This window comes from Dehalobacter sp. TBBPA1, assembly GCF_040931655.1.
In the GTDB taxonomy this organism is placed as follows: Bacteria; Bacillota; Desulfitobacteriia; order Desulfitobacteriales; family Syntrophobotulaceae; genus Dehalobacter; species Dehalobacter restrictus.
Genome location: NZ_CP162385.1, coordinates 2,691,690 through 2,711,338 on the forward strand (window position 1 = coordinate 2,691,690; position 19,649 = coordinate 2,711,338).

At 46.5% G+C, this 19,649-nt stretch carries 18 protein-coding genes; 2 read left to right on the forward strand and 16 right to left on the reverse strand.

Annotated elements, in window-relative coordinates; all coding sequences use genetic code 11:
* Positions 1–7: 7 nt before the first annotated feature.
* The 16 genes from AB3489_RS13205 to clpP form a co-directional block, all read right to left on the reverse strand.
* Positions 8–1,384 carry an O-antigen ligase family protein gene (locus AB3489_RS13205; RefSeq protein ID WP_368293251.1) on the reverse strand — a complete coding sequence of 459 codons (1,377 nt, stop codon included), beginning with the start codon at positions 1,382–1,384 and terminating at the stop codon, positions 8–10.
* A 204-nt stretch (positions 1,385–1,588) separates the two neighbouring features.
* Entirely contained in the window at positions 1,589–2,707 is a 1,119-nt protein-coding gene (locus AB3489_RS13210; protein WP_368293253.1) for a DegT/DnrJ/EryC1/StrS family aminotransferase, read from the reverse strand.
* Positions 2,708–2,948: 241 nt separating this feature from the next.
* Positions 2,949–3,809: an N-acetyltransferase gene (locus AB3489_RS13215; protein WP_019224701.1), complete on the reverse strand. Its 861-nt coding sequence runs from the start codon at positions 3,807–3,809 to the stop codon at positions 2,949–2,951.
* Positions 3,810–4,006: 197 nt separating this feature from the next.
* A complete protein-coding gene (locus AB3489_RS13220; RefSeq protein WP_015044725.1) occupies positions 4,007–4,249 on the reverse strand; it encodes a hypothetical protein in 243 nt (80 codons plus the stop codon).
* A gap of 73 nt (positions 4,250–4,322) precedes the next feature.
* Positions 4,323–5,387, reverse strand: coding sequence for a Gfo/Idh/MocA family protein (locus AB3489_RS13225; RefSeq protein ID WP_368293254.1), 1,065 nt, complete (start codon positions 5,385–5,387; stop codon positions 4,323–4,325).
* A gap of 44 nt (positions 5,388–5,431) precedes the next feature.
* The gene (locus AB3489_RS13230) at positions 5,432–6,787 is read right to left on the reverse strand and encodes a nucleotide sugar dehydrogenase (protein WP_368293255.1); all 1,356 of its coding nucleotides are present in this window, start codon (positions 6,785–6,787) and stop codon (positions 5,432–5,434) included.
* Positions 6,788–6,844: 57 nt separating this feature from the next.
* Positions 6,845–8,683, reverse strand: a complete 1,839-nt coding sequence (locus AB3489_RS13235) for a polysaccharide biosynthesis protein (RefSeq protein WP_368293256.1) — start codon at positions 8,681–8,683, stop codon at positions 6,845–6,847.
* Between the two features lie 120 nt (positions 8,684–8,803).
* Positions 8,804–10,453, reverse strand: a complete 1,650-nt coding sequence (locus AB3489_RS13240) for a cell wall-binding repeat-containing protein (RefSeq protein ID WP_368293257.1) — start codon at positions 10,451–10,453, stop codon at positions 8,804–8,806.
* A gap of 14 nt (positions 10,454–10,467) precedes the next feature.
* On the reverse strand, positions 10,468–10,602 hold the full coding sequence (locus tag AB3489_RS13245) for a hypothetical protein (protein WP_368293258.1): 135 nt from the start codon (positions 10,600–10,602) through the stop codon (positions 10,468–10,470).
* A gap of 298 nt (positions 10,603–10,900) precedes the next feature.
* Positions 10,901–12,529 (reverse strand): cell wall-binding repeat-containing protein, encoded by a 1,629-nt coding sequence (locus tag AB3489_RS13250; RefSeq protein WP_368293259.1) that lies wholly within the window; start codon positions 12,527–12,529, stop codon positions 10,901–10,903.
* Positions 12,530–12,623: 94 nt separating this feature from the next.
* Positions 12,624–13,298 (reverse strand): hypothetical protein, encoded by a 675-nt coding sequence (locus AB3489_RS13255; protein ID WP_368293260.1) that lies wholly within the window; start codon positions 13,296–13,298, stop codon positions 12,624–12,626.
* 118 nt (positions 13,299–13,416) lie between these two features.
* A complete protein-coding gene (locus AB3489_RS13260; RefSeq protein WP_368293261.1) occupies positions 13,417–14,085 on the reverse strand; it encodes an SdpI family protein in 669 nt (222 codons plus the stop codon).
* Positions 14,086–14,132: 47 nt separating this feature from the next.
* Positions 14,133–14,432, reverse strand: a complete 300-nt coding sequence (locus AB3489_RS13265; protein ID WP_368293262.1) for an autorepressor SdpR family transcription factor — start codon at positions 14,430–14,432, stop codon at positions 14,133–14,135.
* 193 nt (positions 14,433–14,625) lie between these two features.
* A complete protein-coding gene (locus AB3489_RS13270; protein ID WP_368293263.1) occupies positions 14,626–15,405 on the reverse strand; it encodes a hypothetical protein in 780 nt (259 codons plus the stop codon).
* Between the two features lie 153 nt (positions 15,406–15,558).
* The gene (galU, locus tag AB3489_RS13275; protein WP_368293264.1) at positions 15,559–16,515 is read right to left on the reverse strand and encodes a UTP--glucose-1-phosphate uridylyltransferase GalU; all 957 of its coding nucleotides are present in this window, start codon (positions 16,513–16,515) and stop codon (positions 15,559–15,561) included.
* A gap of 244 nt (positions 16,516–16,759) precedes the next feature.
* Entirely contained in the window at positions 16,760–17,389 is a 630-nt protein-coding gene (gene clpP, locus AB3489_RS13280) for an ATP-dependent Clp endopeptidase proteolytic subunit ClpP (protein ID WP_368293265.1), read from the reverse strand.
* A 472-nt stretch (positions 17,390–17,861) separates the two neighbouring features.
* Here clpP and AB3489_RS13285 point away from each other — a divergent pair, with 472 nt between their 5' ends.
* Positions 17,862–18,311, forward strand: coding sequence for an Hsp20/alpha crystallin family protein (locus AB3489_RS13285; RefSeq protein ID WP_368293266.1), 450 nt, complete (start codon positions 17,862–17,864; stop codon positions 18,309–18,311).
* A 183-nt stretch (positions 18,312–18,494) separates the two neighbouring features.
* Positions 18,495–19,631: a glycosyltransferase gene (locus AB3489_RS13290; RefSeq protein ID WP_368293267.1), complete on the forward strand. Its 1,137-nt coding sequence runs from the start codon at positions 18,495–18,497 to the stop codon at positions 19,629–19,631.
* Positions 19,632–19,649 lie beyond the last annotated feature (18 nt).

Here is a 19,649-nt window from a genome sequence, read left to right on the forward strand (position 1 = left end):
AACCACCTTACTCAAAGGAACTGAGGGGTCTTAGGGACGTATCGTTTATCCCCCTTTGCTCCGCAAACGAATTATAAGCCAGACCCATACAAATTGCAAAGAAAGTCATCAACTGAAGATTATAGAATATACCTGCCATAATGTTAAACACAAAGATGGATGGCAGCACTGCGGCATACGCAGCCATAAACTGCATCGGCTGGCTGAATGTGAGCCCCCGTCCAGAGGCAACAATCTTAGAGCGAAGGTTTCTGATGCCAAGAATAAACGGAAGCAAAAAGAAGCTCAGATAGATCGCCAGCCCGAATAAACCGTACCTTCTGGCATACAATGCATACTCATTGTCTACAAGTGTTGTCATCACATATTTCTGCGTACCCCAGCCAAAGATCGGAGAATCCCAAATGCTGCCGATTGCCTTTCCCCAGCGGTCCAGGTGGCCCTGGAAAGAAGTACTGTTGGAAAAGTCGAGTCCTTCCTGCAGCCTGTAGAAGAAATCGCCTGAAGCCGTTAGGAAAAGAACTGCCGTCAGCACAAACAGCGCCGCTATTTTAATCAGAACCTTTTTGTTATGCCGGTGATAGACAAAAGCCCAAATGCTTAAAATCAGAAAAAGCAGCCCAATACCGGCCAGAGCCGTCCGGGATATCGTCAGGAATTCCAGTTTGATCACAAAGCCGATCAAAATAAACAGCAGGACCGGAAATTTCCCGTGATCTTCACCGAAATAATAGCGCACTGTCAGAAAGGAAAGCGTCATCACAGTAAATATCCCGAAGAAATTCGGGTTGTCAAAGGTGCCCTGCACCCTGGCCGGATTGCCGACCAAAAGGAGCTGCCAGTGCTGCTGGTCAAAATAGGGCGACAGCCAGGTATTCATATTCAGTACGTTAAAATGCTGTCCCCAGCCGAAAATAATCAAAAAAGCAAGGCCGCCAAGAAAAGCTTTGCCCAGGAAGTCAAATTCCTCTCTTCGCAGATCGATGGACAAAGCAAGCGTTACAGCCAGATAATATTTGCAGAATGTCACCAGTTCCATGACATCCCGGAGACCGTAATAACCTGCTCCTTTGATGATTACGCCGTAGATGTTGGAAATGGCGTAAGAGAATACGAGTAAAACAAAAATCAGCAGAATCCACTTATGTTCTTGTTTGCGTTTCAGCAACTGCTGTTTTTCTTCAGGGATGAAGCGGAATCCTTTCGCTGCAAACAGCAGGATGTTCAGGCCAAAGGTACCGAAAAGCAGCAGCTCGTCCAATCGAATATTAGGAAGAGAAGGATGAATAGGAAATGAAGGCAGGATCATTGCTGAAAGCATGACCATCGCCAAAATAAAAAGTCTGGTATCATTCCTTCTCGTAATGCCGTTATTCCAAAACATTGTGCCTCCTGTTTTACATACGGAAATTAGTAATGAATGCTAAATTATTTCCTAGGGCTGGTCTGTAAGCCACAATACCGCTTTTCGACTGTTGTGCCATCCATGGCTCAAACAGCCGCGCTGCGCACTCCATGCTCCGCTCACAGCGGCACTGTGGCTTACAGACTGATTATAAGTTTATTACGCTAAGTCTGCATGCCAGTTTTAGCTAGGTATTAAACAATCGTTAATCACATGTACAATTTCTTCCTGCTGCTGCGGGGTCAGTTCGGGATAGCACGGGATCGCCAGTGCATGTTCGCTGGCCTTTTCGGCCTCAGGGAAATCACCGGTCTTATAGCCCAAATACGCAAAAGCTTTCTGCTGATGGAGCGGAAGCGGATAGTAGATCGCCGAAGCGATGCCTGCTTCCTTCAATTTCTCCATGACTTTTTCTCTCTGCTGGACTCTCATGACATACAGATGGAACACCTGGTAGGCCTCCGGGTCTTTGCCGGGAAGAATTAGTTTCTGCTGATCTGCCAGCGGTTTAAGCAGACTGTCGTACAGTTCGGCTTTTTGCCTGCGGGCTTTGTTCCATTCATCCAGATACTGAAACTTGACGCGGAGAATAGCAGCCTGGATCTCGTCCAGTCTGCTGTTATAGCCAATCTCTTCATGGAAATATTTTGTCTTGGAGCCATGGAAACGGAACAGTCTGACCTTTTCCGCAATTTCATCACAGTTGGTCACCACCATGCCGCCATCGCCATAGCCGCCGAGATTCTTGGTTGGAAAAAAGCTGAATGTTCCGGCCGTTCCGTAGGCTCCGGCTCTTTTGCCCTTGTATTCGGCCCCGATCGCCTGGGCTGCATCCTCTATAATCTTAAGCTCATATTTTTGGGCCAGGTCCATGACCTTATCCATATTGACCATCTGGCCAAAAATATGAACAGGAATAATCGCCTTTGTCCTGGAGGTAATTTTGCTTTCCAATTGGTCAATATCCATATTCAGCGTGACCGGATCAATATCTACGAATACAGGTGTTGCCCCGAGACTCGCAACTGCCTCTGCCGAAGCAAAAAAGGTAAACGGTGTCGTGATGACTTCATCCCCCTGTGCAATGCCGCAGGCTTTGAGAGCCAGTACAAGCGCATCCGTACCATTAGCAACAGCAACTGCGTGCTTTGTCCCGCAGTACGCTGCTGTTTTTTCCTCCATTGCTTTCACATTCGGTCCGAGAATGAAATGACAGGAGTCCAGAACCCCGAGTACCGCCTGATCAATCTCTTCTTTTATCGATAAGTACTGCGCCTTTAAATCCAAAAGTGGAATTGACACATGCATCCTCCCTTTCTGACGACCACGGATGGCCTAATGTCGAACAAATATCCTATAAATACAAATTGCCTTGTTTAGAGTTCATCATACCGTGTAAGCGTTGAATAGAATTGGCGCTTCGCTTATTCCATGGATGGCATGGAGCAACTGCAGACAATAATATATTTAGGGTACACCCTGCACGAGTTTATTTCAAGAATTAATATATTGTTTATCCTGGTAGGTCTCGGTAATACATTAGCTAGATCAGCTCATCTTCTGGGACATCCCGGACGGCTTTGGCGGGAAATCCTTTGTAGACCTTCCCGGCTACTGTATCTTTTGTAATGAGCGAACCTGCCGCGACAAATGTCTCTTCCGCGACTTCAATGCCCGGAAGCAGGATCGCTCCTCCTCCGATCCGCGCTGCCCTGCGGATTACGGCTCCCTTGATATGTTTAAAACGTTTTTCGGTCCGCCCCATATAATTGTCATTCGTCGTTGTCACCATCGGCGCAATGAAGACATTTTCTTCAATCTCCATATATGCGGTAATGTAGGAGCCGGTCTGAATCTTCGTAAAAGATCCGATCCTGGTATTATTCTCGACAGCACTGCCACTGCCGACAACGACTTTCTCACCAAGTGTGCAACGCTCCCGGACCAAGGCCCTGTCTCCGATAAAGACCCCGTCGCCGAGCTCCGTACCGGAATAAATCACTGAGGAGCAGCCAATAGTACACTTTCTACCAATTATAAGCGGCGGCAGATCTTCCGTGTTTTTGACCGTACTGGTTGCCGCTGCGCGCGGCGGGCGTCCTATTGACGAATTGCTGCCGACAAACGTACCTTCTCCAATCACTGTCCCCGGATATACCACAGTATGATCCCCTGCGGCGACCCCGGCTTCCAAAACTGCCTGATTTCCCAAGGTGACATGGCATCCAAGTTTGACATCTTTACCAACCTTCACTCCATCCGCCAGTACACACCCCGGCTCCAGTATTGCCCCGTCTTCAATCACGACATTTTCCCCTATTACGCAAAAAGGAGCGATACTTACCTGTTTCCCAATCATAGCGCTAGCCGCGATAACCGCTCCGGAATGAATTTCAGCTGCCAAATCAAACCCTTCTTTCTATACAATTTAATTTATCAATATTCTAAGAACAAGCTGTCACTAAGAATACTCAGCTTGCACCAAGCCTTAGTCTCCTTTAGGTGTATTAGAAAGTCCTTATACTTTCTGAAACAAATAAATGAGGACGCTTTGCTATAAACATCCTCACATGTAGTGACTTCCACCTTGATAAATAACATTTACATAGGGAAAGTTTCATTCCGTTCCCAGGATTCTACGATCCGGACTGCCTGATAATAGTCAAAGCCTTTGCCTAGCAGGTAAGCAATAAGGGCTGTTTCCATAACACCATGTCTAACATTCACAGTCCCCGCTTCTCTCATTCCATGCCTGACGGCAAGCTCGACCTGCATCATTGTCTGGTGATAATCCGGCATCATCGAATATGTTCCCGGTCCCGGTCCATCATAAGGAGGTCTCATTTTTCTGTCTCCTTTCCGGTTTTAGTGTACTATACAAATATGTGCCAACCGAAAAGGAAGTGCATGGTTTTTTCTAATCTTCAATTAACGGAAGTTTAACTGGTACCCCGGTTTCCTGGCATTTATAGATGGATAAAATGATTTCAAGTGCTTTCCGTCCCTCTTCGCCGGGTACAGCGGGAGTCCCATCGGTTTGAACGGCCTGGATCATATCCTCAATGATCTCCCGGTGGCCAAATCCGTATACGTTAGGCGGATCAGTCTCCTGGGCAGCAAAGATCTGCTCTTTTTCTGCTTCACTATCGGGGAATTCCCAAACCTCGACGCGGTTCACTGCAATCCCGCCGATCACAGCTGAGCCTGTTTCCCCAAAAACGTTAAGCGTTTCCTCGATATTCTTTGGATAAATCGTGGAAGCAGCCTCAATCAGCCCGATTGCGCCGTTCTTAAACTTCAGTACCGCTCCGGCGACATCTTCCATTTCAATATTTCTTAACGCGGTATGGGTATAGCCAAAAACGGATTCTACAGGACCGAACATCCACTGTAATAAATCAATGTTATGAATGGACTGATTCATCAGGACGCCGCCGTCCTGCAGTTTGGTCCCTCTCCAAGGTGCCTGCAGATAATAGTCCATGCCCCGGTTCCAGCGGACAGTCGCCTGGCCATGTGTCAGTTTCCCAAAACGTCCTGCTTCCAAAGCGTTTTTCAGTAATTTAATTGATTTATTAAAACGATTCTGATGAATGACCGCCAGTTTGACACCGTTCTCCCTGCAGGCCCTGATCAGCAGATCTGCTTCGCGGAGCGTCATGGACATAGGCTTCTCGACCATCACATGCTTGCCGGCCCTGGCCGCTGCAATCCCGATTTCCGCGTGGCTTCCACTCGGGGTTGCGATCGTGACAATATCGATATCTTCTCTCTTCAAAAGATCGTGATAATCCAGATACGGCTTTGCCTTGTACTTGCTGGCAAAATCTTCAGCCCTTTCCGGCACAATGTCACAGACAGCAGCCAGCTCTGCGCCGGGAATAGCCATGATCGATTCCGTATGTTTCGGGGCAATTCTTCCGCATCCGATTACGCCAAATACTATTTTATCTTCTGTCAAAATTCCACACGCTCCAATCATACAGCGAGGACAAAAGAACTGTCTCTTTGTCCCCGCTGTCTTGCTTAAATCTTGAATATTTTTTCACGCATCTGCCGGACGTCTTTGGTTGCATTGCGTGTATCGACAACTAACGGTGCATATTGGACGATTTGATCATAGTCTATCGTGCTGTGGTCGGTGATAATTAGGACACAGTCAGCCTCCTGCAATACATTCGGAGTTAGCGCGATGCTTTCCAAATGCATCGTACTGCCGCCATGCGGCTCGATCACCGGTACGTAAGGGTCATGGTAGCTTAAGATGGCCCCTTCTTTACGCAGGAGTTCCATGATGATCAGGGCCGGTGATTCGCGGACATCCTCAATATCCTTTTTATAGGCCACACCTACAACCAGGACTTTGGCATCCTTAACGCTCTTATTCAGGGAATTTAAAGCCCGGTATACTTTATTGACGACATAGGAAGAGACTTCAACATTGATCTCGCCGGCCAGTTCAATAAAGCGGGTATGGAAGTCATACTCTCTGGCTTTCCAGGTAAGGTAGAACGGATCAATCGGAATGCAGTGGCCGCCAACACCCGGTCCCGGATAAAACGTATGGATGCCAAAAGGTTTCGTCGAAGCAGCTTCGACGATCTCCCAAACATCAAGCCCCATCCGGTCGCATAACAGCATCATTTCATTCACGAGTGCGATATTGACTGCGCGGTAGGTATTTTCAAATACTTTGGTGAGTTCGGCTGCAGCCGGTGAGCTGACAGGTACGACATTCACAATGGTCTGTGCATATAAGGTATAAGCAATCTCCAGGCAGTAAGGCGTTACGCCGCCGACAACTTTGGAGGTATTCTTCGTTGAAAAACGTTTGTTACCGGGGTCAACTCTTTCCGGCGAGAAGGCCAGGAAAAAGTCTTTCCCGACTTTAAGCCCCGACTGTTCCAGAATCGGCAGGATCACTTCTTGCGTGGTCCCAGGATATGTCGTGCTCTCAAGTGTTACAAGCTGCCCCTGACGAATGGTTTTTCCGACTTCCTCAGCGGAAGCCTTCATATAGGAAATATCCGGATCCCTGGTAATGGTCAGCGGTGTCGGTACACAAATGATCACCACATCACAGTCGGCAAGTTTGGTAAAATCAGTGGTTGCCTGAAGGATCTTTTTATCGACAAGTTCTTTAAGCTCCTCGTCCTTGACATCTCCGATATAGTTTTCTCCGGCTGATACCATGGCGACCTTCTCGGCATTAATATCAAATCCGAGAACCGGGAAACCAACCTTACCTTTCTCAACTGCCAGCGGCAGGCCGACATAACCAAGACCAATCACGCCGATCCGGGCGGTATGGTTTTCAATTTTCTTTTTGAGTTCCAGGGCAACAGGATGATTCTGCGTAATGACATTTTTAACTTCCAGCATAGAAGTTCCTCCTTATATCTGTGGTGCAAGCGTTCATGATGGTCAAGACTGCGCTGCCTAAGTTTTTATGGTCTTCCCAAAGTCAGGAAGAAGTGTCCTGATGGAAGTGTTGATTTCCTCCCTGTCCATATAGCTGCCACGCTCGCGTATCTTCTGCACCAGTCCTTCAATCGCCTCATGATCAATATGGTTGGGCCTTGCTACGAAAATGCGTTTATGTTTGGTTGCTGTCGTTCCTTCTTCCGAAGTCAGAATTTCTTCAAAAAGTTTCTCGCCGGGTCTCACGCCGGTAAACTCAATCTGCATATCTTTGCCCGGTTCAAAACCTGATAAACGGATAAGGTCCTTGGCCAGATCAACGATCTTCACAGGCTTGCCCATATCAAGAATAAAAATTTCTCCGCCTGAGGCCATCGCGCCGGCCTGAATGACCAGTTGGCTTGCTTCGGGGATGGTCATAAAGTAACGGGTCATCCTAGGGTCCGTCACCGTTACCGGTCCCCCCGCCATAATCTGCTTTTTAAACGTAGGGATGACGCTTCCGCGGCTTCCGAGAACATTGCCAAAGCGTACGGCGACAAACTTGGTCTCAGATCTCTTATCATAGTCCTGGATCACCATCTCGGCCATCCTTTTAGATGCGCCCATGATGCTGGTTGGATTGACCGCCTTGTCGGTGGAGATCAGCACAAATGTTCTGACTCCGTTTTTGTCTGCCGCTGCAGCAAGGTTGTTCGTTCCCATAACATTATTTTTTAATGCTTCCTCAGGATTTACCTCCATCAGCGGCACATGCTTGTGCGCAGCTGCATGAAAAACCACGTAAGGCTTGTACTTTTCAAAAACAAGGTTAACCTTACCGGCATCCTTAATATCAAAAATTTCCGTCACTATCGGAAAATTCTTCAATTCCTGCTCAATATCAAAAATACAGTTTTCCCCGTGTCCGGCCAGAATAAGCTTTGAGGGAAAAAATTTTACAATCTGCCTGCAAAGCTCCGATCCGATGGAGCCTCCGGCACCGGTCACCAGGACAACCTGGTTTTTCAGGTAGCCTGCCACCTCTTCCAAATCCACCGATACCTGTTCGCGCCCGAGCAGGTCTTCGACCTGTACTTCCCTTAAAGAACTCACCGTAATCTTGCCGCTCAGGATGTCGTATACGCCGGGCATAATCTTTAAGGCCGCCCGGGTCTCTTTGCATATTTCCACGATCTCCCTGACAGTCTCTCCATCGGCAGAAGGGATCGCAATGATAATCTCATCAACAGCATAGTTTTCAACAATGCGCCGGATGTCGTCACGGGAACCCAACACCGGAAATCCTTGAACATGAAGATTGATCTTACTTTTGCTGTCGTCAATAAAACCGACGGGTACACCTTCTTGAAAATCTCTTTTCTTGAGTTCCCTTAAAGCAAGAACGCCTGCGTCACCGGCTCCGATAATCAGTACTTTTCGCTGCGATTTGTTGGATACGGCAAAAATAGTATTCTCCTGGCGCATCCTCTGGCTGAACCGGAGTCCGCCGATCAAAACAATCAGCATCAGCCAGAAGTAAACGCTGACCGAATGCGGAAGTCTGAGCGGGGAAATAAAATAGACCGCCATGACTGTGAGCGCCGCACCGACGGTTACAGCGTAAACAATAGAAAGAAGTTCTCTGACACTGGCATATCGCCAAATATTTTTATACAACCCAAAAAAGTGGAACGTCACAATGAGCACGAAGGTTGACACGATCGCGGCATTCAAATAAGTGCCCAAATATTTGACAAACTCCGCCTGCAGATCAGCCTCTTCGGAAAGACGCAGGTAGAAGCTTAAAAAAAGGGCAAGATTAATCAATAAAGCATCGGTAAGCATTAAAAATAAGGTGCGTTTGGGATGTGCCACGTTATCGTTTTCCGACCTTTCAGGACGTAATTCGTTTTCACCGTTTATCAGTTTACTACAGTTTTCCTCATTTTACAATTCAAAAGGGGGACAAAGATCCGTCTCCTTGTCCCCCTCATGCTATATTTTAACCATCTGGTATTTGATCCGGATAATCGCATTGTCACTGATGACGGATTTGCCTCCGAGAACCACCAGTTCCACGTCCGGCGAGATACTTTGAAAATACTTCTCGGTGTCGGAACCGGCTGCAGGCCCTTCCGTCGGAATCAGCAGCAGCGGCGTATCCATATTAGCAGCAAGCGCTGCTCCCGCTAAAGCATCCGGGAAACCCTCCCCGGTTGCCAGATAGATTTTTTGGGCATCGGGATACAGGGATTGCACAACTGTGAGCGAAGTATTGTAGCGGTTATTACCGGCAAAACGCCGGACTTTATCTGCTGAGAGACCTGTGATGCCGGTGATGCTGCCGGCGACCCCGGCAGATACGGCGCCCTCCCCGCCGGCAATATATAACTCAGACGGTTTCATGGTCTGCAGAAGTTCTGCGGTTGCCTGCGGCAGGCTGTCTTTTGCCGTCAGCAGCAGCGGATATCCTTTGGCCGCGGCAGCTGAAGCAATACCTAAAGCATCCGGGAAGTTTGATCCGGTCGCTACGGCGACTCCGCTGCCTTCAGGAAAATGGGACGCAATGAGCGCTGCCGTCTCATATCTGTCCTGACCCGCTATCCGCTCAAAATCTTCTGTCCAGGAAACAACTTCCTTCAGTCTGTTTTCCACCCCGGATGACAACGCAGTTTCACCGCCAAGAATAATCACTTTCAGCGGTTTCAGAACTGTTAAAGCGTTTTCCACCCGCTGGTCAAGCTGGTCCCTTGAAGTAAGAAGAATGGGCGCATGATTCTGTTTCGCCAGGGATACACCGGCCAAGGCGTCTGCGAAAGCATCGGATCTCGCGATGATGACCGTCTCACAGCCGTAAGGCCACCCTTCATAAGCGATTTTTATCGCAGTATCAATCCTGTCCATGCCAGAAATTCTTTTCACAGTTGAGAGTAGTAAATTGTTTTGACTTCTGGAGATCATGGGAAGGCCCAGGGTGTAACCGGCATAGTGAATCGGTTCGGGCGTCTTCCAGACAGAATTCTTTGACGGCAGTGTCCCCGCCGGCAGCAGCGACTTCGACACCGGTGTGATACTGACAGGATCAGTCAGACCCTCATAATAATCGGTGGCAATCAGTTTCAGGATTTTATCTTGGTAGGCTACTCTGCCTGAAGCAGCCGCAGTATTCGGATTATTGACGGTAGACCAGCTGTTGTAAGCCCAAATCGCAAAATACCAGTTTTCCAGTTTTCCGGGGTCCCCGTCTCCGATCGTTGGTGTCATGTTCCACTTGGATTTCAGGACTTCAGCCCCGTAGGCAATATTATAGGCAATATCCGTTTTCAGGTGGTTAATCGTCTCCGAATCGGAAGGATCATATACCCCAATCTGCATAATACCGAGGTAAGGCCTGCTGCCTGAGCCCCCCGTCACAACATTGCCTGAACTGTTCCATTGACGCCAGCCTGATTCTTTGAACGCAATCGCTTTGAGAATCTCTGCAGGAACTTTCTCCTCCAGGGCCACCTGGTCAAAGATCCGGGATATCTCCTCGGGCGTAGGATTCTGGTTTGCTGCCTGAACAGGCAGCGGCCTGGCCGGAATCAGCAGCAAAATACTGAAAAGCACGGTCAGGAATAACCGGATATATTTTTTCAAACGCATTAATTACCTCCTAATCAGAAACACAGAAACCGCCGCTCCTTGCTATCCATGGCACCGGCAGCTCTTTGCCGTCCGTGGCAACGCTGCACGAGTCTACCCATGGACATCGCGGCATTAGACCAGTCAAATGCTTTGTCATCCTGACGCATTCGACACTAGACACATCGTATGCCATCTCCGTAGCCGTCACAAAACTTGAAAGAAGTTTAGAGTAAATAAATTCGTCTTAGAGACAGATTTTCCTTCCCCAAAATTTTTCCAAATCGCTGAAAGCCGCATGAACGCTCATAAACAAAATTCCGACAAGAAGTGCTGCTTGCCGGAAAAGGTCAATATTATTCCATCTAATGAATGATGATGCTTGCAAACCCTTCTCATCAAATTGGCTGGTTATGGACGAATTACCAACAGATTTTTGACTAATCTATCATTGATTTATGTTATCAATCACATCTGTCTGAGTAAATATTTTACACGGGTAACCGTATATTCAGAAATAGAAGCTTCCGGGCCGATCACTTTAACATTTGTGGAAGAAGCCATCTTTTTTAGATAATTTTCTGTTGGCCCGTTTGTCGTGAAGCCCTGCGGAGAAATCAACAATAGACAGGCATTCTTCGTTGCAGCCAGGGCGCCAGCGGCGAGAGGATCTGCAAAATCGAGTCCAGTAGCCATATAAATCTCCTGCGTACTGGGAAAGAACGCTTCCGCAATCATCACCGAAGTCTCATAACGGTTGCTCCCGGCAAAACGAATAATGTTCCCCGCAGACAATCCGGTTGTCTGCGTCAGGGCTGTCACTACTTCAGCAGTAATGACTTTTTCCCCGCCGCCAATATAGATTTTTCCCGGTGAACGTTTGCTTAAGTCCTGTCTGGTAACCTCAGGCAGGCTCCGGGTTGAAGTCAGCAGCAGAGGCATTTCATTCGCAGCTGCAGCTGTGGCCAGGCTTAACGCATCCGGGAAATCCATACCCGTAGCAATAGCCACGCTGGCATCTTTGGGGAAATCAGCGGCAATCAGTACCGCAGTCTGATAACGATCCGCCCCGGCAATCCGGGAAACATCAGAGGTCCAGGTCAAAACGGCCTTGAGTCTAGTCTCGGCTGATTTGCTGACGGCCTTCTCTCCACCCAGAATAATCACTTTTGTCGGCTTTAAGGTATTCAACACCTCAATGACACCTTGATCAAGTTGATCCGGGCTCGTAAGCAAAATCGGTGCATTATATTTTTTAGCCAGAGGCACGCCGGCCAGAGCATCAGGAAATGCATCCGAACGGGTAAGAATGACGGTCTGGGCACCACTCGGCCATCCGTTCAAGGCAATTTGATTGACCGTGTCTATCCTGTCCTGACCTGAGATTCGGGTGGTTGTACCAACTGTGCTGGAAGTTAAGTCTCCCAGGGTATACGGTTCAGGTGTATTCCAGCTCTGACTGCTGCTTGGAAGCGTGCCAAGCGGCAGAAGTTCGGCGGGAACCGGCGTAATTTGGACAGGTACGATAAGACCCGGAAAATATGCTGTCGCGGCTTTGCGAATGATCGCGTCCTGATAAGCTACCTCGCCTCTGGCAGCAGCATTATTCGGGTTGTTGTACGCCAACCAGCCATGATAGGCCCAAAGCGCAAAATACCAGTTCTCCAATTTGTTGCGGTCCCCATCACCAATCTTCGGCACCATCTGCCATTTTTGATTCAGCAGATCAGCCCCGCGGGAAATATTATAGTCGATATCATATTTAAGTTTATTAACTTCTTCGGTATCTCCGGGATCATAACTGGTAACCTGCATGATTCCGAGGGCAGGATTCGAGGTACCGTCTGTTCTTCCGGTTACTACTTCACCACTTTGATCGAATTGTCTCCAACCCGATTCACAATAGGCAATTGTTTTTAGCAGCACGCTCGGGATTCCTTTGCTTTTGGAAATCGTCTCAAGCTTCTGAGCAACGACCTCCAGGGAAGGATTCTGGTACGTCTGAATCTCTGCCCCAAATACTCCGGAACTATGGACCGGCAAAAACAATAATACGATCATCAGAACCGCAAGCGCTCCCGGCTTTCTCTTGAACATCCGTTCCTCTCCCCGTCTTAATCTTTTTAAGACTTAATCTTTTCAATTCCTAGAATTCGCCATCGTTCAGTTAAATCCTGCAATATTCTGCCGGCTATATTGCCGTTTCGCCCGTAATCAGCCAGCTCTGACCAATTTTAATTAGATTCGCCCTGACATGAACCTGATGTTCCTGCTCTTCCCCCAAAGGATACTGCTCGTCCAAGTCGTAATCTCTGGCCGTATAACGGTAAACAGCATTGACTGTCGCCGAAAATTTGTCGGCAGATTCGATTTTCACGTCATCAAAAATGATGTTGCTGACATCCAGTCCGATTCCTCTGGAAATGAACTCTTCTGCCTTCTGGATATGCTTTTCCATCAAGTCTCCAGTGTAAGCATTGGCGATCGCAGTTCTGAACGCAGTCATATCTTTGGCTTTCCAGGCATCAAAGAGCATTCCCAGACCCTGCTTATACTGTGCAATAATTGCTTCCTGTTCTGCCTCAGTCAAGGCGCTTGTACTTTCGTCAGTACTGTTATTTGTACCGTCATTTGTACCATCAGCTATACCGTCAACAATGCCATTTTCTTCGGCAAACAGGTCCGGAAGAGCATTCTGAACAGCATCACCGCTCTGAACGGTACCTACCTTGGCCGCGTTGTCCTTTTCAGCCGGAGAATTTACTTCCGGGTTCAGAGTCGTTGACCATAAAAAGTGTCCCCCTGCGCCGAGGCACACCCCCAGAACAAATACCAGTACTGTAATCAACCAAAATTTTTTACGCATAAAATCACAATCCCCTCAATAACGGATAGAATGGTAACTATTTCCATTTTATCCGTTCTGCGGGGATTTTAAACATACTTCAGCCTATTTTTATTACAGGATTGTGGACCTATTCTACCTATTCTTCCTTATCCAATCTCTTAAAGATCCAATAAGAATATCCAATTGGAATGATAAGCAGGACTGCAATGACAATCATCACTGTGACGGTCAGAAACTGGGAAGGCAGGAAGCTTGCCGCCATAAAGATCAGTCCGCCAATGACCCAGAGCGGTCCTGCCATCCGGTGCGTTTTGTACCAGACTTGCTCATTGGCCAGCGTCCATGGAGTCTTGATTCCGGCAAAGTAATTATGCTTTAATTTGCCCATATAGTTTCCGATAACCACGAACAAGGCTCCGACTCCCAATTGAATCAGAGAAGGGAAGCTCTCAAAATACCCGAGCGCCGTGCCCAGCGAGCCAAAATGAATCAACATAAAAAACAGCATTATGACAAGCACAATGATGGCATACGGTTTGCTCATCCGGCTATAGTTCTTTTTCTTTGGATCCACTTTGGGAAGGAAAACGAGCAGGATCAGCATAGCTGCCATTATCAGCGGAAACAGAAAAGCTCCCTGAAAAGCACTGCCCCAGCCGTCGATTTCTCCGGCTGCATTCCAGTGCACCGGAACTTTATCCGGGAGACGGGGATAAACAACCAAGCTAACCGCCAAACTTATGAGAACCATCAGACTGCCAAAGATAAGCATTCTGCGCATCCATAATTCTTTATTCTCCGACATTGCACCAGCACCCTTTCTTATGATTCATCTGTCTGTTTATTTATGTGTTATTTATTTGTTTGTTTATCTTTTGATTCTTCTTTTCTGGAAAACAAATCAAACATCATCCGCATGACTTCTTCAAACACAGAGGTATCCAATGCATAGACGATGGTCTGCCCTTTTCTTTCATCTGTAACCAGCCCGGCCTGCTTCAAAATATTCAAATGATGGGAGATGCTTGGTTTGGAGATTTTGAATTGATCTGCTATTTCCCCTGCCGTCATATTTCGTTCTTTCAAAAAGCGGATCATTTCTCTTCGGGTCGGATCAGCCAAAGCTTTAAACGTATCATTATACGGCGACATTTGTGATCCACTTCCTTAATTTAAATAGATATTTAGATGTTTAGACAATCATCTAAGTATCTATTATTATACATGATCTGTCAGCATTGTCAAAGGTTAAAAATCAAAAAAGTTATCCTAATCTCATGGAGGTTTGAGACAGGATAACTTTTTTAGAAGCGCTTCAAATGTTGTTTCAGGCGCCTATCAATTGCTATTCAGAACGTTTCGTGGCAAAAGGAGTTGCCCCGTAAACCTTGGAACTCATATCATCCCGCAGCAGATGCGCGTCCAAATCATGAATCTCGAGATGGAATTGTTCAATTCTTACTTTGTCCTTACTGTCAAAGGCATCAATTCCTCTGTTCAGAAGATTTCTGAGATACACATCAAAGGTTGACGCCTGACTAGAATTGACCTCATTTTCCATTTGCTTTTCCCATAAGGTCTTATGGAAAACAATGTATTTCTTAATATCCTTTTCGTTCATCTGAGGCCCTGCTGTGACACCGTACAGATAACCATCCGTATACTGATGGATGTTCCAGGCGGCTCCGAAGGCAAGAGTCCTGGATGAATCGCTGAGCGCTCCCTCGCCAAAATACTCCTCAAGCGAAGGCGCAATATTCAAAAGACTTAGATCCGGTTCCCTGTACTTTTTGACTTCATTCGTGCTGCTGGCAGAATTGTCTGTGCCGTCAGCCTGATTGGGTGCTGTAACGGTATCTCCTGCAGTCCCTTCTGCAGCCGGTGTTCCCCCGGTATTGGATGAAACCGTACTGTCTTCACCCTGAGCAGTGGTCTGATCAGCATCCGTCTCTCCACCGGCATAATTGACCGGCGGCGTCTGGATAACCACTTGGTCCTCTGGTCCGACTACCTGGCCACGAAATACTTTCCAGGCAGTGGGCCCATAAATTCCGCCAATAATGATTACCCCCGCCAGAACAACAGCCCCTGCAAGAGTTAGGATGCTTTTGCGGCTGAAATTCATCCTTTTTCCTCCTTACTATAGGTATTTTCTGTATAATATTACCAATAGCAAAGAGAAAAGCTTGTCACATTCAGGATATCAAACAGCCTATTTTCTGTGAAAGTACGTTATTTTCCGCCGTTTTTTTCGGGCAGCATCCATTTACCTACCCGGTTAACTGTAATTCTTCTTAATATCATAAAGTTTGTCCAAATTATTGCCTGCTGAAAGCAGGCGGAGCTCCTGACCCTCTTTTTGATACCGGCTGACGATATCAGTCAGATAATCCATCAGGCTTTCGCCAATTTCTTCATGTCTTAACGCAAATTCAATGGTTGCTCTGACAAAACCAAGTTTGTCCCCCACATCATATCTTTTTCCCTCAAAATTGTAGGCATACACGTCCTGAACCTTGCTCAACTGCGCAATCGCATCCGTCAGCTGAATTTCTCCATTTCTTCCCGGAGGCAATTCCGCGAGGATATCAAAAATTTCCGGATTAAGAATATACCGGCCCATGATCGCAAGCGGAATATCAGGCGCTTCCTCCGGGGCCGGCTTTTCAAACATAGTTTCCGCCTTGTACAGTCTCGGGGATATTCTGCTGCCATCAATAATCCCGTATTTGGACACTTCTGCCGGCAGTACTTCCTGTACGCCAATCAGATTGCTGTTATACAGCTCGTAGTACCTGATCATTTGTTTCAGACAAGGCTCATCCGAATAGATCACGTCGTCTCCCAAAAGAACGGCAAACGGCTCATTGCCAATAAATCTTCTGGCACTGTAGACGGCATGACCAAGCCCCAGAGCTTCTTTTTGGCGGACATAATGGATATCTACCATCTCAGCAATATGTTTGACCATATCGAGCAGTTCGGACTTTTCTCCGTTCTTTAGAAATAGTTCAAGTTCTACAGAACGGTCAAAATGATCCTCAATGGCTCTTTTGTTTCTTCCTGTGACAATAATGACATCTTCAATACCGGATTGAACCGCTTCTTCAATGATGTACTGAATGGTCGGTTTGTCAACGATCGGCAGCATTTCTTTGGGTTGAGCTTTGGTCGCAGGAAGAAATCTTGTACCCAATCCAGCCGCGGGTATGACTGCTTTACGAATTTTCTGCAAGATTTTTCCTCCTTTTTTTGTTGTTGCTTTGGTTGTTTTTGAACAATCCGAGTTTAGTATGCCGAATTTATCTAACTTTTATGTTTTTTTCTGAATGGCCGCGCTCCTTTCCCTCCATGGAACCGCGGCATTCGTTCATCCGTGGACGTCAAACGCCTCAAATGATTGACTCAAACGAGGCGTTTTCGATATCCAGAATTTTCTTCAAATTTTTTTATGAAAATAAAGGTTTTTTTAAGAGATTCTATTTTAGTGGGTTTTTCTTTTTTTGCTCGAGCAACGCTGCTTTTTCCAGTACCCGGTCAACAATTCCGTATTCTTTGGCTTCTTCAGCGGACATATAGTAGTCACGGTCCGTATCCTGCTGGACTTTGTCCAAAGGCTGGCCGGTTCTTTCAGCGAGAATCCTGTTCATTTTGTTTTTTGTTTTCAGCAACTGTTTGGCGTGAATTTCAATTTCTGTAGCCTGCCCTGATAAACCTCCCCCGGCAATTAACGGCTGGTGGATCAGGATCTCAGCATTCGGCAGGGCAGTACGCTTTCCTTTCGTGCCGGCGGCAAGCAGGAAGGCACCCATACTGGCGGCCATTCCAATACAAATGGTCTGTACATCAGACCTGATGTACTGCATCGTGTCGTAGATGGCCATCCCGGCAGTAATTGACCCTCCGGGGCTGTTGATATAGAGGAAAACGTCCTTTTCAGGATCTTCCGCTTCCAGGAAAAGCAATTGCGCAACGACAACATTGGCAACGTTATCATCGATTGCTCCGCCCAGGAAGATAATACGGTCTTTGAGGAGCCTAGAATAGATGTCGTAAGAACGTTCACCGCGATTCGTTTGTTCAACTACCATCGGGATAAGATAACTCATATTTATTCCCTCCATCATTGATTGTTAATTTTGATATGTCTCTATTTTATTACAAAGGTCAATAAAGGTCAAATAATTTGGGCAAATTTTGGTCATTTCTTTGCTTATGTTCTATCATTGATTTCTTTCGTATAATGATTTCTTTCTTATGATGATTTTTTCATATTTTAATTAATTACCAATCGTGCATTTGTCTAAACATCCGAACAGAATACATATCATCTTTCCGGTTAAAATAATCCTAGTACGACGTTCTCAAATTCCCTGCTCAAATCATTTATACAAGCTTGATTACCCTAAATGAGGTCTGGGGGCCACAATTCCAGCGTCAAGCGGAGCATGGAGGCGGAACGCTGCTGTTTGCGCCACGGATGGCGCAACAGCCGAAAGCGGAATTGTGGCGCACAGGAAATCCCGGGAGTTTAACGCAATCATCTATTTGAGTATTTATATGTACTGGAGGCTTGAAAGTATGAATCTTTTACCGTTCCATCCAATGCGGAATGCAGATCAATTACGCCGTGAAATCAATAGGCTTTATAGTTTACCGTTTAATCTTTTCGAAGACGAGTTCGCTCCCCGCTTGGCCGTTCCATTTACCGACGTCTATGAAACCGACGAAGAGATCATTGTTTCCTGTGATCTGCCAGGACTGCAGAGAAGAGAAGATGTAAGCATTCAGATTGAAAACAACTTGATAACCATCAGCGGCACTTTAAATCGCGAACAGCACGTGATTCAGGAAGATCGCCTACACAAAAAAGAAAGGTATACCGGTCAATTCCGCCGCTCGGTCTCTCTTCCGGCGGCCGTTTCCATTGATAATGTTAGGGCAATTTATAAAAACGGTGTTTTGAATGTATTCCTGCCCAAGACAGACAGCAGAGAGAAAAAGTCTGTGCAGATTGAGTTTCAGCATTAATAGATCCCGAAACTGTGGCCCATAGACTATCATAAGGTCGTTTAAGTATGTCTTCCTGCCAGAAGATTGCTTGTGTTGCCAAAAAATAATAAATAAATTTTTGTTGGTTATGGACCATAAGCTGTTATAATGTATAAGGATAACTTTCAGCATCTTATGCTTTTATTTGAAGGGAGAATATTTGTGCCTAAAGTAATGATCTTCTCTGCGTCTACAGGACACGGACACAATCAGGCCGCAGACTGTCTGAAAAAGGAGCTTGAAGCTTCAGGCTATTCCGTCCGGATTGTAGAACCCTTAAAAAAAGAAGAAAGCTGGATCATGGAAGCCCTTATCGATGACGGTTATCATATACTCGCAACAAGATTACCGAAAATGTACGGTAAACTATATAAGATTACCTATAATGAGTTCTTAAATAAAAATGTCAAAAGAATTTTAAACAGGGCCATGGATAGTGTCATCGAACAGCTGATTCAGGAGTACAAGCCCGACCTGCTTATTACCACCCATCCTCTTCATGTCGGTGTTGTTTCCTATTTAAAAGCATCCGGACGCTTAAATCTGCCTTTTATTTCGCTGGTTACAGATTATATGGCCCATCAGTTTTATGTGAATAGTTTTGTTGATGCCTACATTGTTGGTTCACCTTACACCAAGGATACGCTTACGGAAAAAGGTGTTCCTGAAAACAAAATACACATTTTCGGCATTCCGGTACGGGAAGAATTCCGCCAGCCCCGCCTTGTCAGAAACAATGATGTATTTACACTGTTGATCATGGGCGGGAGCATGGGCATCCCCTATATCAGAAAATGCCTGAAAACGCTTATGGAAAACCGGCATCATCTTCGCATCCTGGTCGTATGCGGAAGCAATCGCAAGCTTTGGACTGATCTTGCGAAAAAGTACGAAGGTACCTTTAACGACAAAGATGTCGTCATTTACGGTTTCACATCGAACATCTATGACCTGATGGACCAGTCCGATGTGATTATCACAAAACCCGGCGGTCTGACTGCCTCGGAAGCGATCAACAAAAATATCCCCATCATTATTCCATTTTTTATTCCGGGACAAGAAGAAGAAAATACCGAGATTCTAGTTAAAGCAGGTGTTGCTGTCAGAACATCAAGGATTTCCGAACTTAATCCCCTGATCGACAGTTTCTGTCTAAATCCCGGTTTGCTTGAAGAAATGCGGGAGAATGCTTCGGACTTGGCCCGACAGCTTTCTCCGGGCAGTATCGTAGGGTTGGCTGATCAGCTGCTGTATGAAAGCCTTCAAGTCAAAGAATATCAGAGAGCGCATCAAAGTTAATATTTCTAAGCAAAAAGC

Bases quoted from the DNA above. Each gene is read 5' to 3' on its own strand.
- AB3489_RS13205 (WP_368293251.1), bottom strand. From the start codon at position 1,384: ATGTTTTGGAATAACGGCATTACGAGAAGGAATGATACCAGACTTTTT.
- AB3489_RS13220 (WP_015044725.1), bottom strand. From the start codon at position 4,249: ATGAGACCTCCTTATGATGGACCGGGACCGGGAACATATTCGATGATG.
- AB3489_RS13225 (WP_368293254.1), bottom strand. From the start codon at position 5,387: ATGATTGGAGCGTGTGGAATTTTGACAGAAGATAAAATAGTATTTGGC.
- AB3489_RS13230 (WP_368293255.1), bottom strand. From the start codon at position 6,787: ATGCTGGAAGTTAAAAATGTCATTACGCAGAATCATCCTGTTGCCCTG.
- AB3489_RS13240 (WP_368293257.1), bottom strand. From the start codon at position 10,453: ATGCGTTTGAAAAAATATATCCGGTTATTCCTGACCGTGCTTTTCAGT.
- AB3489_RS13245 (WP_368293258.1), bottom strand. From the start codon at position 10,602: ATGCGTCAGGATGACAAAGCATTTGACTGGTCTAATGCCGCGATGTCC.
- AB3489_RS13250 (WP_368293259.1), bottom strand. From the start codon at position 12,529: ATGTTCAAGAGAAAGCCGGGAGCGCTTGCGGTTCTGATGATCGTATTA.
- AB3489_RS13255 (WP_368293260.1), bottom strand. From the start codon at position 13,298: ATGCGTAAAAAATTTTGGTTGATTACAGTACTGGTATTTGTTCTGGGG.
- AB3489_RS13260 (WP_368293261.1), bottom strand. From the start codon at position 14,085: ATGTCGGAGAATAAAGAATTATGGATGCGCAGAATGCTTATCTTTGGC.
- AB3489_RS13265 (WP_368293262.1), bottom strand. From the start codon at position 14,432: ATGTCGCCGTATAATGATACGTTTAAAGCTTTGGCTGATCCGACCCGA.
- AB3489_RS13270 (WP_368293263.1), bottom strand. From the start codon at position 15,405: ATGAATTTCAGCCGCAAAAGCATCCTAACTCTTGCAGGGGCTGTTGTT.
- clpP (WP_368293265.1), bottom strand. From the start codon at position 17,389: ATGAGTTATCTTATCCCGATGGTAGTTGAACAAACGAATCGCGGTGAA.
- AB3489_RS13285 (WP_368293266.1), top strand. From the start codon at position 17,862: ATGAATCTTTTACCGTTCCATCCAATGCGGAATGCAGATCAATTACGC.